Raw genomic sequence first — 15,625 nt, forward strand, 5'->3', positions numbered from 1 at the left:
CCAATGAGGTGTCGCCAGCTGGATGTGCCATACCCAATCGCATCGTATCCACGATGCGATTGCACCGATACCGTAAGAAAGCAAAGAGCGGGCCGTGTTCCGGTACACACCGGACACGGCCCGCTCTCGTCGGACTACGTGATGAGGCTCAGGCCTCTTTGCCCTCGGAGGAGTCGCCCTCGACGGAGTCCCTGTCGGCGGCGTCGTCGGAGTCCTCTTCGGAGCCCTCGGCGAGTCCGTTCTTCAGGACCGGCCCCTCACCCGGAGCGAGCGTCGCGAGGATGCGCTCCAGGTCCTCCAGCGAGGCGAAGTCAACGACGATCTTGCCCTTCTTCTGCCCCAGGTCCACCCTCACCCGGGTTTCGAACCGGTCGGAGAGACGCGTGGCAAGGCTGGTCAGCGACGGCGAAACCCGAGCGCCCGCACGCGGCCCCTTGGCCCGCGGGGTGCTCTGCGGCCGCGAACCCATGAGGGTCACGATCTCCTCGACGGCCCGCACCGAGAGCCCCTCGGCCACGATCCGGTGCGCAAGACGGTCCTGCTCCTCCGAGTCCTCGACGGACAGCAGAGCACGAGCATGGCCCGCGGAGAGCACCCCGGCGGCGACCCTGCGCTGAACCGCCGGCGACAGCTTCAGCAGCCGCAGCGTGTTCGAGACCTGCGGGCGGGAACGGCCGATCCGGTCCGCCAGCTGGTCGTGTGTGCAGTTGAAGTCCCTGAGCAGCTGATCGTAGGCGGCAGCCTCTTCCAGCGGATTCAGCTGCGCACGGTGCAGGTTCTCCAGGAGGGCGTCCAAGAGGAGCTTCTCGTCGTCCGTGGCTCGGACGATCGAGGGGATGCGCTCGAGTCCTGCCTCACGGCAAGCGCGCCAGCGCCGCTCACCCATGATGAGCTCGTAGCGCGAGTCTCCGACCTGTCGTACCACGACAGGCTGGAGAAGCCCGACCTCCTTGATGGAGGTCACCAGCTCGGCGAGGGCATCCTCGTCGAAGACCTCACGGGGCTGCCTCGGGTTGGGCGTGATGAAGTCGAGAGGCAGCTCGGCGAAGTGCGCGCCGACCGGACTCTCCTCGGTCTCCACCGCTTCGCTCGCCGACCGTTCCGTTTCACGTGAAACGGGGCTCTGCGGGAGCGCCGTCACCTTCGCGGCAGCCACGCCCCGCTCGGCGGTGAGTACCGGTGCAGCACTGGGCGAGGCCGCAGCTCCGCTCATGGCCTGGGCGGTCGACTTCTCCGTCGGGGCCGCAGGGATCAGGGCACCGAGGCCACGACCCAGCCCTCTCCGTCGCTCGCTCACTGCATCCCCTCCGTCGTGCTGTGCTGATCATTCTGAGCGCCCATGTGGGCATGCTGTACGTCGTAGCGAATGCCGACGCCGCGAAGCGCGATCTCCCGTGCCGCCTCGAAATACGAGAGGGCGCCACTCGATCCCGGATCGTAGGTGAGCACGGTCTGCCCGTAGCTCGGCGCCTCGGAGATGCGGACCGAGCGGGGAATGCTCGTCCGCAGGACCTCTTCGCCGAAGTGGGTGCGCACCTCGTCCGCCACCTGTGAAGCAAGCCGGGTGCGGCCGTCGTACATGGTGAGCAGGATCGTCGAGACGTGCAGATGCGGGTTGAGGTGCCCGCGCACCAGGTCGACGTTGCGCAGAAGCTGACCGAGGCCCTCCAGCGCGTAGTACTCGCACTGGATGGGGATCAGCACCTCCGCGCCGGCCACCAGGGCGTTGACCGTCAGCAGGCCGAGGGACGGTGGGCAGTCGATGAGGATGTAGTCCAGCGGCTGCTCGTACGCCTGGATCGCCCGTTGCAGTCGGCTCTCCCGTGCCACCAGTGACACCAGCTCGATCTCCGCACCGGCGAGATCGATAGTGGCCGGGGCACAGAAGAGTCCTTCGACATCAGGGACCGGCTGCACGACTTCGGAGAGCGGCTTGCTGTCGATCAACACGTCGTAGATGGACGGCACTTCGGCGTGGTGGTCGATACCCAGAGCCGTGGAGGCGTTGCCCTGCGGGTCGAGGTCGATGACCAGGACACGCGCGCCGTGCAGAGCGAGCGAAGCGGCGAGGTTGACGGTTGTCGTCGTCTTGCCCACTCCACCCTTCTGATTGGCGACCACCATGACTCTGGTCTGCTCGGGTCGTGGCAGGCCTTCGCCTGCACGGCCCAAGGCTTCCACCGCCAGTTGGGCAGCACGACCGATAGGGGTGTCGTCCATCGGGGGCGGTGTTTCACGTGAAACATCCTCCCCCGCCGACTCGGTACGGGGACCGGGGACCGGATCGGTCATCGGTCCCGCGATGTTGGCGTCGGACCGCAAGGATTCACTCTCCTCGACTTCAGGCTCGCAATGAACAGAGCCTCCCATGCTTTGAGGGTCGTGAACCAGCGAGGCCCGGTCTTCTGTGGACGAATCCACCTCTGTGGACAACTCCGTTCCCTTATCGAGGGAACCGAGTGGCCGACGCTCGCGAGGTTCCGCAGCGCGGCCGCGACTGATGATGCCATGCAGCAGTGAGCGACGTTTCACGTGAAACACGATGCACGGCAGCCGGGGTGCCGCTTGCGCGACACCCCGGTATGCGTACGTTTGGCAGCTTTTGTGGAGTACGGCTCGTCGTCAGGACGGATGAACGACGCGGCCCGGACGACTCAGCGACGACGCCGGGTTCGGTTCGTACGAGCAGCCTTCGCACGCTTGGCTGCGAAGCGCACACCGCCGGGGCTCTCCCCGACCTCGACCCGCACGACCGTGGACAGCGGGTCCACCACGCCCTCGCCGACATGCAGCACCGAGGTGGTCACCGCACCGAGCTTGCTCAGTGCGGCCCCCGCACCCTTGACCTCTTCCTCGGCCGTGTCGCCCTTGAGGAGAAGCATCTCCCCGTAGGGACGCAGGAGCGGCACTCCCCAGGCCGCGAGCCGGTCCAGTGGCGCAACAGCCCGCGCGGTCACCACGTGGACGGGAGGCAGCTTCCCAAGGACCTCCTCGGCGCGCCCCCGCACGACGGTCACATGGTCGAGTCCGAGCAGCTCGACCACTTCGGTGAGGAAGGTCGTCCGCCGCAGCAGGGGTTCAAGCAGCGTGATCTTCAGGTCCGGGCGGACGAGAGCCAGCGGAATGCCCGGCAGACCCGCCCCCGAACCGACATCGCACACCATCACGTTCTCGGGCACGACCTCGGAGAGGACCGCGCAGTTCAGCAGATGCCGCTCCCACAGCCGAGGCACTTCGCGAGGGCCGATCAGGCCTCGCTGCACTCCCGCGTCGGCCAGCAACTCCGCGTACCGGACCGCGTCCGAGAAGCGCTCACCGAATACCGCCCGGGCCTGCTCGGGCGCCGAGGGGAGCTCCGCTGCCTCCGTCACGGGGACCGTCCTTCCGTACCGCACTGGGGTGGCTGACTATCAGGCTGACAAAGACCGGCCCCGCCTGCGAACAGACGGGGCCGGGGAAACTACGTGCGATCAGGCAGGAAGGACGACGACGAAGCGCTGCGGCTCCTCGCCCTCGGACTCGCTGCGCAGACCGGCGGCCTTGACCGCATCATGCACGACCTTGCGCTCGAAGGGCGTCATCGGCTTGAGGTTCACCGGCCCACCGGAGCTCTTCACCTCGGCCGCCGCCTTGGCGCCCAGCTCGGAGAGCTCCTCACGCTTCTTCGCGCGGTAACCCGCGATGTCCAGCATGAGGCGGCTGCGGTCACCGGTCTCGCGGTGCACCGCGAGGCGCGTCAGCTCCTGGAGCGCCTCCAGGACCTCACCGTCACGGCCGACGAGCTTCTGCAGATCGCGGCTGTTCGAGTCGCTGATGATCGAGACAGCGGCGCGGTCGGCCTCGACGTCCATGTCGATGTCACCGTCGAGATCGGCGATGTCCAGCAGACCCTCGAGGTAGTCCGCCGCGATCTCACCCTCCTGCTCAAGACGGGTGAGAGTGTCGCCGGCCTCGACCTCGGCCTCGGCGGGGGCGGTGGTGCCTTCCGTCACGGGATGGACTCCTTCTACTTCTTGGACGGGTGCTTGGGCCGCTGCTGGCCCTTGCGCTGCCCCGACTTGGCTTGGCGTGCGTTACCTGACCCGGACTTGCCACCCGCGGGCTTGCCCTGGGGAGCGGCGTCCTCAGGCTCGTCCTGAGTCTTCTCCAGCGACGTCTTCGCCTCCGAAGCCGTCTCCGTGTCGCTCTCCGCCTTGCCGTGTGCGGCGGCGGACTGGCGCTGCGACTTGCTCTGGCGCTTGGGCTGCTGCCGCTTCGGGGCACCACCGCCGGCGGCGGCGGGAGTGCCGTCCTCGGTCTCCGTGGCGACAGCGGAATCGCTCTGCGCGACGGAACCGTCGGCCTGGGCGACGAGGCCCGCCTTGCTCAGACCGTTGATGAACTTGCGCTCGAACTCGTTGCGGTCACGGCCCTTGGCGACGATCGCCTTGATGACGTTCGCGTTGCCACGGCCCCGCACCTTCTTGGTGTGCGTGAGCTGCTTCTGCAGGCGCTCCAGGAACGCGGCCTGGGCCTTGGAGCCCGGAGTCGGGTTCCGGCGGATCACGAACATCTGCTGGCCCATGGTCCACACGTTGGTGGTCAGCCAGTAGACGAGAACACCGACGGGGAAGTTGATGCCGAACACGGCGAACATGATCGGGAAGACGTACATCAGCATCTTCTGCTGCTGCATGAACGGCGTCTTGACCGTCGTGTCCACGTTCTTCGTCATCAGCTGACGCTGCGTGTAGAACTGCGAGAACGACATCAGGCAGATCATGATCGCGGTCACGACGCGGACGTCGGTCAGCGAGGCGTGCAGCGCCGCGACCTTTTCCTCGCTGTCCATGAACTTCGCGGCCAGCGGGGCGCCGAAGATGTGCGCCTTCTGGGCGCTCTCCAGGAGCGGCTTGTCGATGACGCCGATGGTGTCGTTCGACGCGATGCCGGAGAGCACGTGGTACAGCGCGAAGAAGAACGGCGACTGCGCCAGGATGGGAAGGCACGAGGAGAGCGGGTTGGTACCCGACTCCTTGTACAGCTTCATCATCTCTTCGGACTGACGCTGCTTGTCGCTCTTGTAGCGTTCCTGGATCTTCTTCATCTCGGGCTGCAGCGTCTGCATCGCCCGGGTCGCCTTGATCTGCTTCACGAAGAGCGGGATCAGGCAGATACGGATCAAGATCACCAGGGACACGATGGACAGGCCCCAGGCCCAGCCCGTGTCAGGACCGAAGATCGCCCCGTACAACGAGTGGAACTGGACGATGACCCAGGAAACGGGTGTCGTGATGAAGCTGAACAGACTGGCAATCGTGTCCACTAATCAGGCTCCTTGAGCATGGGACGGGGTCTCGGCGGCCGGGCTCGGGGTATCCGGGGCGATCTCCCCGGAGGGCACGCCAGCGGCGGAGGGCCCGCCCTTGCGTTCGCGCCACATGGTGCGCAGCATCTCGTGCCACCGCGGTCGCTTGCGCGGCGGGACATGGTCGACACCACCGAGCGACCACGGATTGCACCGAAGGATGCGCCAGGCAGTGAGCGCCGTTCCCTTGATCGCACCGTGCCGGTCGATGGCCAGATAGCCGTAGCGGGAACACGACGGGTAGTACTTGCACACCGGACCAAGCAGCGGACTGATCGTCCACTGGTACAGCTTGATCAGAGCCAGCAGTGGGTACTTCATCGAGCGCCCCCTCCCAGCAGCCGCTGAAGGGCGGCGTCCAGGTCTTGGGCCAGCTGTGCATGGGCGGCGTCGCCCGATCCGGGCAACGCTCGTACGACTACCAGGCTACCGGGGGGCAGCAGAGCCACCCGGTCACGCATCAGATGGCGAAGCCTGCGCTTCACCTTGTTGCGTACGACGGCTCCGCCAACGGCCTTGCTCACGACGAAACCCGCACGCGTCGGGGGAACGCTCTCCCCAGGCGCGTGCGGGTCCGTTGCACCGCTACGTAGATGGACGACGAGAAGCGGGCGTCCGGCCCGTCGTCCTCGGCGTACCGCGGTCGCGAAGTCTTCGCGCCGCCTCAGCCGATGCTCGGTAGGCAGCACGACGTCATGACCTAATGCGATTAGGCGGAAAGGCTGGCGCGACCCTTGCCACGACGGTTCGCGAGAATCGCGCGGCCGGCACGGGTGCGCATCCGCAGGCGGAAGCCGTGGGTCTTGGCACGACGGCGGTTGTTCGGCTGGAAGGTGCGCTTGCTCACTCGGGGGCTCCAGAAATGATTGTGTGGAGGCGGGACATCGCCTGGCTGTCACCGTGCGCCCACGAGAAGCTCGCGAATACGCACCGAGTGCACCGCTTCACAATCACAGATCGTGATCTTTGCCCATCGGAGGCAGGCGGCAGCAGCCATCGACAACTCGACCTGGTCACGGTACGCGGGGCTACGCCATCCGGTCAAACCGCCCGTCAGGGCGAGACACTGTGCACAGCCTGTGGACAACAACTTGAACCGCAGCCATTGCCCTGACTACCGTGGCCAAACTCCGATTCATTCCCTTCTCCCTGCCCATCCCGATTTCCGTCCCAAGAACCACACCTTCGTGGGACCCCGTGAGAGAGCGTGCCTTGTGGCTGATGTACCTGCCGATCTTGCCGCAGTGTGGCCACGAGTTCTGGAGCAGCTGCTGGGTGAGGGGCGGGGGCACGGTGTAGACGCGAAGGACGAGCGCTGGATCAAGCGCTGCCAGCCGCTGGCGCTGGTCGCCGATACCGCTCTGCTGGCCGTACCGAACGAATTCGCCAAGGGCGTACTCGAAGGACGCCTCGCACCCATCGTCAGTGAATCGCTGAGCCGCGAGTGCGGCCGCCCGATCCGTATCGCCATCACGGTGGACGACTCGGTCGGCGACCCCATGGACAGGCCCACCCCGCCGGCGCCGCCGCTCCAGCATCAGCCCGGTCAGCATCAGTCCGGCCAGCAACAGCAGCAGCGCTACGAGGAGCCGGAGCAGCACCCGGGCCCCGGTCAGGGCCACGAGCCGTACGACAATTACGGCCGCCGCACCCCGGACGAGCACTCCCCGGGCCGCGGACCCGAGCAGCTGCCCACCGCCCGCCCGGCGTACCCCGACTACCAGCGCCCCGGGCCCGGCGCCTGGCCGCAGCACCAGCCGCAGCAGCCCCAGCAGCAGGACGACTACGGCTGGCAGCAGCCGCGGCTCGGCTTCCCCGAGCGGGACCCGTACGCGAGCCCCCAGCAGCCGCAGCACGACTACCGCTCGCAGCCGCAGGGGCACTCCCCGTACGACCAGCACCGCCAGGACCGGCAGGACCGGCAAGAGCGCCAGGACCGGCAGGACCAGCAGGACCGCCACGACCGGCACGACAGACGCGAGCGTCACGACCAGTCCACGGCCTCCGGCGGCCACGACCCCAGGGGCGGCGGCCACGGAAACGGCCACGGCGTCCACGGCAGCGGCACCCCCGGCCCACTGGCCGCGCAGCCCGCGCCCGCGTCGGCCCCCGGCGAACCCACCGCACGCCTGAACCCCAAGTACCTCTTCGACACCTTCGTCATCGGTGCCTCGAACCGCTTCGCGCACGCGGCCGCGGTCGCCGTCGCCGAAGCGCCCGCCAAGGCCTACAACCCCCTCTTCATCTACGGGGAGTCCGGGCTCGGCAAAACGCATCTTCTGCACGCGATCGGGCACTACGCCCGCAGCCTCTACCCCGGCACGCGTGTGCGCTACGTGAGCTCCGAGGAGTTCACGAACGAGTTCATCAACTCCATCCGCGACGGCAAGGGCGACACCTTCCGCAAGCGGTACCGCGAGATGGACATCCTGCTCGTCGACGACATCCAGTTCCTCGCGAGCAAGGAGTCGACGCAGGAGGAGTTCTTCCACACCTTCAATACGCTCCACAACGCGAACAAGCAGATCGTGCTCTCCAGTGACCGGCCGCCCAAGCAGCTGGTCACCCTGGAGGACCGGCTGCGCAACCGCTTCGAGTGGGGACTGATCACCGACGTCCAGCCGCCCGAGCTGGAAACGCGTATCGCCATCCTTCGTAAGAAGGCGGTGCAGGAGCAGCTCAACGCCCCGCCCGAGGTCCTGGAGTTCATCGCGTCCCGCATCTCACGCAACATCCGTGAGCTCGAGGGCGCGCTGATCCGGGTCACGGCCTTCGCCTCGCTCAATCGGCAGCCGGTGGACCTGGGCCTGGCGGAGATCGTCCTCAAGGACCTGATCCCCGGCGGCGAGGACGCCGCTCCGGAGCTCACCGCGCCGGCCATCATGGCCGCGACCGCGGACTACTTCGGGCTGACCGTGGACGACCTCTGCGGATCCTCCCGCAGCCGCGTCCTGGTGACGGCGCGGCAGATCGCGATGTACCTCTGCCGCGAGCTCACGGACCTCTCGCTGCCCAAGATCGGCGCGCAGTTCGGCGGCCGCGACCACACGACGGTCATGCACGCGGACCGCAAGATCCGTGCCCTGATGGCCGAGCGGCGCTCCATCTACAACCAGGTCACTGAGCTCACCAACCGCATCAAGAACGGCTGACGGCCTCTGCGCGGCTTCTGTCAGAAGCGCTGAGAGCCACCGGCACACGACGCCGACGCATCGTTCGTACGTCTCTGAAAGGCGCCCCGGGACAACTTCCGGGGCGCCTTTTGCTGTTGCGCACGCGCGCGTGGAGCCCCTTCGTCCCCCGCCGCTGTTCGATTTCCCCAGCTGAGAGGCCTGTTCTCCACAGATGTGGGTCCTTTTTTCCTTCCACACCCTGGGGACCGGGAAGTTGTCCAGATGATGTCCACAGGGGACCCTGCTGAAGGATCATCAAGCCAGGTCAGGTGGTTGTGGATTGGTGGACGACGGTCCTCCACAGCCTGTGGAGGAAAATCTCGTCCACAGGGTGTGCACGAACTTGTCCACCGGCAACCCACAGGCTCGAGCCGGTTGTCCCCAGCTTTCCCCAGCTTCTCCACACGCCTGTCCACTGTTCGGCAACGCAACGCGCCCCGTCACCGTGCCGAGTGAAAGGCGTCACACCAAGGTGGTCGGTTGGCCTGTGGGGAAGGTGGGTAAAGCTGGGGACAGCGCTGGGGAGAAGTAGCCCCTGCCTGTGCATCGGGTGTGCAGAACTTTCGCCCGTCCACAGAAACCACCGGTTGTCCACCGCCTCCGCCCACAGGCTCAGTGGATAAAAAACCGGCACTGACCTGCGAAAACGGGGTTATCCACGGTTTCCACAGGCCCTACTACTACTCCCACTTAGAGTTACCGGGAAATTCGCTTGGAAGAGGGGCCTGTGCACAACTCGCCCTCCGGACCTCCGACGCCGCTCGTCACGACTTGACCCCGACGGGCACCCGCTGTCAGTGCGGTGCGTCAGACTGGTCCCCAGTGCCAGCAACAGCAGGAGGGCGGCTAAGTGAAGATCCGGGTGGAACGCGACGTACTCGCAGAGGCGGTGGCGTGGGCGGCGCGCAGTCTCCCGGCCCGGCCACCGGCACCTGTCCTGGCGGGACTGCTGCTGAAGGCCGAGGAAGGCGCACTCAGCCTCTCCAGCTTCGACTACGAGGTCTCGGCGCGTGTCTCCGTGGACGCCGAGATCGACGACGAGGGCACGGTCCTCGTCTCCGGCCGGCTGCTCGCCGACATCTGCCGCGCCCTTCCCAACCGTCCGGTGGAGATCTCCACAGACGGTGTGCGGGCCACGGTGGTCTGCGGCTCCTCGCGATTCACACTCCACACGCTTCCTGTGGAGGAGTACCCCGCGCTGCCGCAGATGCCCACCGCGACCGGCACGGTCCCCGGTGAGGTCTTCGCCTCCGCCGCAGCCCAAGTGGCCATCGCCGCGGGCCGCGACGACACGCTGCCCGTCCTGACCGGCGTGCGCATCGAGATCGAGGGCGACACCGTCACGCTGGCCTCCACCGACCGCTACCGCTTCGCGGTCCGCGAGTTCCTGTGGAAGCCGGAGAACCCCGAGGCGTCCGCGGTCGCCCTGGTGCCCGCCAAGACGCTCCTGGACACCGCCAAGGCGCTCACGAGCGGCGACACGGTCACCCTGGCGCTGTCCGGCTCGGGTGCCGGTGAGGGCCTGATCGGTTTCGAGGGCGCGGGCCGGCGTACGACCACGCGGCTCCTCGAGGGCGACCTGCCGAAGTACAAGACGCTCTTCCCCACGGAGTTCAACTCGATCGCGGTCATCGAGACCGCCCCGTTCGTCGAGGCCGTGAAGCGCGTGGCCCTGGTGGCCGAGCGGAACACCCCGGTCCGGCTCAGCTTCGAGCAGGGCGTGCTGATCCTGGAGGCCGGCTCCAGCGACGACGCACAGGCTGTGGAGAGGGTCGACGCCCAGCTCGAGGGCGACGACGTCTCGATCGCCTTCAACCCGACGTTCCTGCTCGACGGCCTGAGCGCGATCGACTCCCCGGTCGCCCAGCTGTCGTTCACGACCTCGACGAAGCCGGCACTCCTGAGCGGCAGGCCGGCCGTGGACGCGGAGGCCGATGAGGCCTACAAGTACCTGATCATGCCGGTACGTCTGAGCGGCTGAGCCCACAGGTGTGAGCGGGCGTCCGGGCGTAGGCTCGGACGCGGGTACGAAGGTGCCTCCACGCCACATCGCGACTTAAGGAACCACTGATGGAGCTCGGTCTCGTCGGCCTCGGCAAGATGGGCGGCAACATGCGCGAGCGCATCCGCCGCGCAGGCCACACCGTCATCGGATACGACCGGAACGCGGACGTCGCGGACGTCCACAGCCTCGAAGAGCTTGTGGGCAAGCTCAAGGGCCCGCGCGTCGTATGGGTGATGGTCCCGGCCGGAGCCGCGACCCAGTCCACCGTCGACGAGCTCGCCGAGCTGCTCCAGCCCGGTGACGTCGTCGTGGACGGCGGGAACTCCCGCTGGACGGACGACGAGAAGCACGGCGAGGAGCTCGCCGCCAAGGGCATCGGCTTCGTCGACTGCGGCGTCTCCGGCGGCGTCTGGGGCCTGCAGAACGGCTACGCCCTGATGTACGGCGGCGACACCGAGAACATCGCGAAGGTCCAGCCGATCTTCGACGCCCTCAAGCCCGAGGGTGACTTCGGTTCGGTCCACGCGGGCAAGATCGGCGCCGGCCACTTCTCGAAGATGGTCCACAACGGCATCGAGTACGCCATGATGCAGGCCTACGCCGAGGGCTGGGAGCTCCTGGAGAAGGTCGACTCCGTCACGGACGTGCGCGAGGTCTTCCGCTCCTGGCAGGAGGGCACGGTCATCCGTTCCTGGCTGCTCGACCTCGCGGTCAACGCCCTGGACGACGACGAGCACCTGGCGAAGCTGCGCGGCTTCGCGCAGGACTCCGGTGAGGGCCGGTGGACGGTGGAAGCCGCCATCGACAACGCCGTGCCGCTGCCCGCGATCACGGCCTCGCTCTTCGCCCGGTTCGCCTCGCGCCAGGACGACTCCCCGCAGATGAAGATGATCGCCGCGCTGCGCAACCAGTTCGGTGGCCACGCCGTCGAGTCCAAGAGCGAGAACTGATCCACAGCCTGTGGGCAACGCCAGCCGTTTCCCACAGGCCTCTCAGCAAGTGAAGGAAGCCGGGGGAGGTCGGCGCACACCATGCACGTCACGCATCTGTCGCTGGCCGACTTCCGCTCGTACTCCCGGGTCGAGGTCCCTCTCGACCCGGGAGTCACCGCGTTCGTGGGCCCGAACGGCCAGGGCAAGACGAACCTCGTCGAGGCCGTGGGCTATCTCGCCACGCTCGGCAGCCACCGGGTCTCCTCGGACGCCCCCTTGGTGCGCATGGGCGCCGAGCGTGCCGTCGTCCGGGCCGCGGTCCAGCAGGGCGAGCGCCAGCAGCTGGTCGAACTGGAGCTCAACCCGGGCAAGGCCAACCGTGCCCGGATCAACAGGTCCTCGCAGGTCAGGCCCCGCGATGTGCTCGGGATCGTCCGTACGGTGCTGTTCGCCCCCGAAGATCTGGCGCTGATCAAAGGTGACCCCGGCGAGCGCCGACGGTTCCTCGACGAGCTGATCACGGCGCGCTCCCTGCGCATGGCGGGCGTGCGGTCCGACTACGACCGCGTACTGAAGCAGCGCAACACCCTCCTGAAGTCGGCGGCCCTCGCACGGCGGCACGGCGGCCGCACGATGGACCTGTCCACCCTCGACGTCTGGGACCAGCACCTCGCGCGCGTGGGCGCCGAGCTGCTCACCCAGCGGCTCGACCTGATCGCCGCGCTGCAGCCCCTTGCCGACAAGGCGTACGAGCAGCTGGCACCCGGCGGCGGCCCCGTCTCGCTGGAGTACAAGCCCTCGGCGCCCGGCGAGGGCCACACCCGCGAGGTGCTGTTCGAGCAGCTGATCGCCGCCCTCGAAGAGGCGCGCAAGCAGGAGATCGAGCGGGGCGTGACGCTGGTCGGCCCGCACCGCGACGACCTGCTCCTCAAGCTCGGCCAGCTCCCCGCGAAGGGGTACGCGAGCCATGGCGAGTCCTGGTCGTACGCCCTGGCGCTGCGCCTGGCCTCGTACGACCTTCTGCGCGCGGAAGGCAATGAGCCCGTGCTCGTCCTTGACGATGTGTTCGCGGAGCTCGACGCGCGCCGCAGGGAGCGCCTCGCGGAGCTGGTGGCGCCGGGCGAGCAGGTCCTGGTCACGGCCGCGGTGGACGACGACGTGCCGGGCGTGCTCGCCGGGACGCGGTTCGCGGTGGCGGACGGCGCAGTGGAGCGCGTATGACGCGCCCGAGCAGGGAGCGTGCATGAGCGCCGAAGAGCCCGCCAAGGACACTCCTCAGGGCGCCCCCGACGCCCCCAAGGAGACGCCGAAGACCCCAGAGCCCTCCGGCGTCGACCTCGCCCGGGTCGCCCTGCGCGCAGCCAAGGAACAGGCACGCGCGCGTGGCGACGCCGCGCAGCAGAAGAAACAGGCCCGCAGGGGCGGTCTGCGCTCCGGCGCGCGCGCCGACGGGCGTGACCCGCAGCCGCTCGGCTCCGCCATCAACCGCCTGATCACCGAGCGCGGCTGGGAGACGCCGGCCGCGGTCGGCGGGGTGATGGGCCGCTGGCCGCAGATCGTCGGCGAGGACCTGGCCAACCACTGCGTCCCGCAGCGGTACGACGAGAACGAGCGCGTCCTGACCGTCCAGTGCGACTCCACGGCCTGGGCGACGAACCTGCGGCTCCTGGCCCCCCAGCTGGTCGCGCGCCTCAACGAGGACCTGGGTCACGGCACCGTGCGCCTCATCAAAGTCCTCGGCCCCGGTGGCCCCGCGCGCCGCTTCGGACCCTTGCGCGCACCGGGCAGCACGGGCCCCGGCGACACCTACGGCTGAGGCCGTACCGGGTGGTAGCTCGGGGTTGACGCTCCGAAGCGCTGAGTGCCGCTGTGAGCCTCCTAGGGCCCCGCTCCGTATATGGGGAGTCGGAGGATGCCGCTTCAGGACGGCACATGCGGACTCAGGTACCGGCAAACCCCCATCACTGTCAGCGCTACCGGTAGACTGGAAGCTAATCCCGCCCCACTTGTGGGACGCATAGAACAACGCTGACTATCGCTGAACGACGCAGCCGCTCCGGCCACCGCCGGGTGCTTGGCTTGTGCTGTGCCAGAAAGGGCGCTTCGTGGCCGATTCCGGCAACCCCAACGAGAACATCCCGTCTACCGTCGCTGGCGAGAACGGCGAGGTCACAGCCTTGTACGACGCCAGCGCGATCACCGTCCTCGAGGGTCTGGACGCGGTCCGCAAGCGACCCGGCATGTACATCGGATCGACCGGTGAGCGCGGCCTGCACCACCTCGTGCAAGAGGTTGTCGACAACTCCGTCGACGAGGCCCTCGCCGGGCACGCGGACACCATCGACGTCACGATCCTCGCCGACGGTGGCGTGCGCGTCATCGACAACGGCCGAGGCATCCCGGTGGGCATCCACCCCGTCGAGAAGAAGCCGGCCGTCGAGGTCGTACTCACCGTGCTGCACGCGGGCGGCAAGTTCGGCGGCGGCGGATACGCGGTCTCCGGTGGTCTGCACGGCGTCGGTGTCTCCGTCGTGAACGCACTGTCGACGAAGCTCGCCGTCGACATCCGGACCGACGGCTACCGCTGGACCCAGGACTACAAGCTGGGTGTGCCGACGGCCCCGCTGGCCAAGCACGAGGCGACCGAGGACACGGGCACCACGGTCACCTTCTGGGCCGACCCGGACGTCTTCGAGACGACCGAGTACTCCTTCGAGACGCTGGCACGGCGCTTCCAGGAGATGGCGTTCCTCAACAAGGGTTTGACGATCAAACTCACTGATGAGCGCGATTCGGCGAAGGCGACGGCGGGTGCGGACTCGGCCGAGGCCACCGACGACGAGGCCGCCGAGGCCCGCACGGTGACGTACTACTACGAAGGCGGCATCGTCGACTTCGTGAAGTACCTCAACTCCCGCAAGGGAGAGATGATCCACCCGACCGTCATCGACGTCGAGGCCGAGGACAAGGAGCGCATGCTCTCGGCCGAGATCGCCATGCAGTGGAACTCGCAGTACACCGAAGGTGTCTACTCCTTCGCGAACACGATCCACACGCATGAGGGCGGTACGCACGAGGAGGGCTTCAGGGCCGCGCTGACGGGCCTGGTCAACCGGTACGCGCGCGAGAAGAAGCTGCTGCGCGAGAAGGACGACAACCTCACGGGTGAGGACATCCGCGAGGGCCTGACGGCCATCATCTCGGTGAAGCTGGGCGAGCCGCAGTTCGAGGGCCAGACCAAGACCAAGCTGGGCAACACGGAGGCGAAGACCTTCGTGCAGAAGGTCGTGCACGAGCACCTCACGGACTGGTTCGACCGCAATCCGAACGAGGCCGCGGACATCATCCGCAAGGGCATCCAGGCCGCCACGGCCCGCGTCGCCGCCCGCAAGGCGCGCGACCTGACCCGCCGCAAGGGCCTGCTCGAATCGGCCTCGCTGCCCGGAAAGCTCAGCGACTGCCAGTCGAACGACCCGACGAAGTGCGAGATCTTCATCGTCGAGGGTGACTCCGCCGGTGGTTCGGCGAAGTCCGGCCGTAACCCGATGTACCAGGCGATCCTGCCCATCCGAGGCAAGATCCTGAACGTCGAGAAGGCGCGGATCGACAAGATCCTGCAGAACCAGGAAGTCCAGGCCCTCATCTCGGCCTTCGGCACGGGTGTGCACGAGGACTTCGACATCGAGAAGCTCCGCTATCACAAGATCATCCTGATGGCGGACGCCGACGTCGACGGTCAGCACATCAACACCCTGCTCCTGACGTTCCTGTTCCGCTTCATGCGGCCGCTCGTCGAGTCCGGCCACGTCTACCTGTCGCGCCCGCCGCTCTACAAGATCAAGTGGAGCCGGGACGACTTCCAGTACGCGTACTCGGACCGTGAGCGCGACGCGCTGGTCGAGCTCGGCCGCCAGGCAGGCAAGCGCTTCCGGGACGACTCGGTCCAGCGCTTCAAGGGTCTCGGTGAGATGAACGCCGAGGAGCTGCGCATCACGACGATGGACCAGGAGCACCGCGTTCTCGGCCAGGTCACCCTGGACGACGCGGCGCAGGCCGACGACCTGTTCTCGGTGCTGATGGGTGAGGACGTCGAGGCCCGGCGCTCGTTCATCCAGCGCAACGCCAAGGACGTCCGCTTCCTCGACATCTGAGTCGGCCGTACAAGCCG

At 67.6% G+C, this 15,625-nt stretch carries 14 protein-coding genes; 6 read left to right on the forward strand and 8 right to left on the reverse strand.

Features of this window, described 5'->3' with window-relative positions:
* Positions 1–148: 148 nt before the first annotated feature.
* The 8 genes from AB0E78_RS06335 to rpmH form a co-directional block, all read right to left on the reverse strand.
* A complete protein-coding gene (locus AB0E78_RS06335; protein WP_361828936.1) occupies positions 149–1,297 on the reverse strand; it encodes a ParB/RepB/Spo0J family partition protein in 1,149 nt (382 codons plus the stop codon).
* A complete protein-coding gene (locus tag AB0E78_RS06340) occupies positions 1,294–2,370 on the reverse strand; it encodes a ParA family protein (RefSeq protein WP_283779165.1) in 1,077 nt (358 codons plus the stop codon). Before AB0E78_RS06340 ends, AB0E78_RS06335 begins: the two co-directional genes overlap by 4 nt.
* A 284-nt stretch (positions 2,371–2,654) precedes the next feature.
* Positions 2,655–3,371: a 16S rRNA (guanine(527)-N(7))-methyltransferase RsmG gene (rsmG, locus tag AB0E78_RS06345; protein ID WP_361828938.1), complete on the reverse strand. Its 717-nt coding sequence runs from the start codon at positions 3,369–3,371 to the stop codon at positions 2,655–2,657.
* A 99-nt stretch (positions 3,372–3,470) separates the two neighbouring features.
* On the reverse strand, positions 3,471–3,992 hold the full coding sequence (locus AB0E78_RS06350; protein ID WP_361828940.1) for a R3H domain-containing nucleic acid-binding protein: 522 nt from the start codon (positions 3,990–3,992) through the stop codon (positions 3,471–3,473).
* Between the two features lie 14 nt (positions 3,993–4,006).
* Positions 4,007–5,305 (reverse strand): membrane protein insertase YidC, encoded by a 1,299-nt coding sequence (gene yidC / locus AB0E78_RS06355; protein WP_361828942.1) that lies wholly within the window; start codon positions 5,303–5,305, stop codon positions 4,007–4,009.
* A gap of 3 nt (positions 5,306–5,308) precedes the next feature.
* Positions 5,309–5,668: a membrane protein insertion efficiency factor YidD gene (yidD, locus tag AB0E78_RS06360; RefSeq protein ID WP_361828944.1), complete on the reverse strand. Its 360-nt coding sequence runs from the start codon at positions 5,666–5,668 to the stop codon at positions 5,309–5,311.
* Entirely contained in the window at positions 5,665–6,036 is a 372-nt protein-coding gene (rnpA, locus tag AB0E78_RS06365; protein ID WP_361828946.1) for a ribonuclease P protein component, read from the reverse strand. The genes yidD and rnpA overlap by 4 nt, the downstream gene beginning before the upstream one ends.
* A gap of 20 nt (positions 6,037–6,056) precedes the next feature.
* Complete coding sequence (rpmH, locus tag AB0E78_RS06370; protein WP_006381191.1) at positions 6,057–6,194, reverse strand: 50S ribosomal protein L34; 138 nt, start codon at positions 6,192–6,194, stop codon at positions 6,057–6,059.
* A gap of 367 nt (positions 6,195–6,561) precedes the next feature.
* Between rpmH and dnaA the strand changes: the two genes are divergently transcribed.
* The 6 genes from dnaA (at position 6,562) to gyrB (ending at position 15,608) form a co-directional block, all read left to right on the forward strand.
* Positions 6,562–8,499 (forward strand): chromosomal replication initiator protein DnaA, encoded by a 1,938-nt coding sequence (gene dnaA, locus AB0E78_RS06375; protein WP_361828947.1) that lies wholly within the window; start codon positions 6,562–6,564, stop codon positions 8,497–8,499.
* Positions 8,500–9,370: 871 nt separating this feature from the next.
* On the forward strand, positions 9,371–10,501 hold the full coding sequence (dnaN, locus tag AB0E78_RS06380; RefSeq protein WP_344518427.1) for a DNA polymerase III subunit beta: 1,131 nt from the start codon (positions 9,371–9,373) through the stop codon (positions 10,499–10,501).
* A gap of 89 nt (positions 10,502–10,590) precedes the next feature.
* Positions 10,591–11,475, forward strand: coding sequence for a phosphogluconate dehydrogenase (NAD(+)-dependent, decarboxylating) (gene gnd / locus AB0E78_RS06385; RefSeq protein WP_361828949.1), 885 nt, complete (start codon positions 10,591–10,593; stop codon positions 11,473–11,475).
* 81 nt (positions 11,476–11,556) lie between these two features.
* The gene (gene recF / locus AB0E78_RS06390) at positions 11,557–12,678 is read left to right on the forward strand and encodes a DNA replication/repair protein RecF (RefSeq protein ID WP_361828951.1); all 1,122 of its coding nucleotides are present in this window, start codon (positions 11,557–11,559) and stop codon (positions 12,676–12,678) included.
* Positions 12,679–12,700: 22 nt separating this feature from the next.
* Positions 12,701–13,273 (forward strand): DciA family protein, encoded by a 573-nt coding sequence (locus AB0E78_RS06395; protein WP_361828953.1) that lies wholly within the window; start codon positions 12,701–12,703, stop codon positions 13,271–13,273.
* A gap of 265 nt (positions 13,274–13,538) precedes the next feature.
* On the forward strand, positions 13,539–15,608 hold the full coding sequence (gene gyrB, locus AB0E78_RS06400; protein WP_361828955.1) for a DNA topoisomerase (ATP-hydrolyzing) subunit B: 2,070 nt from the start codon (positions 13,539–13,541) through the stop codon (positions 15,606–15,608).
* Positions 15,609–15,625 lie beyond the last annotated feature (17 nt).

Source organism: Streptomyces sp. NPDC032198 (genome assembly GCF_040636975.1).
Taxonomy (GTDB): domain Bacteria; phylum Actinomycetota; class Actinomycetes; order Streptomycetales; family Streptomycetaceae; genus Streptomyces.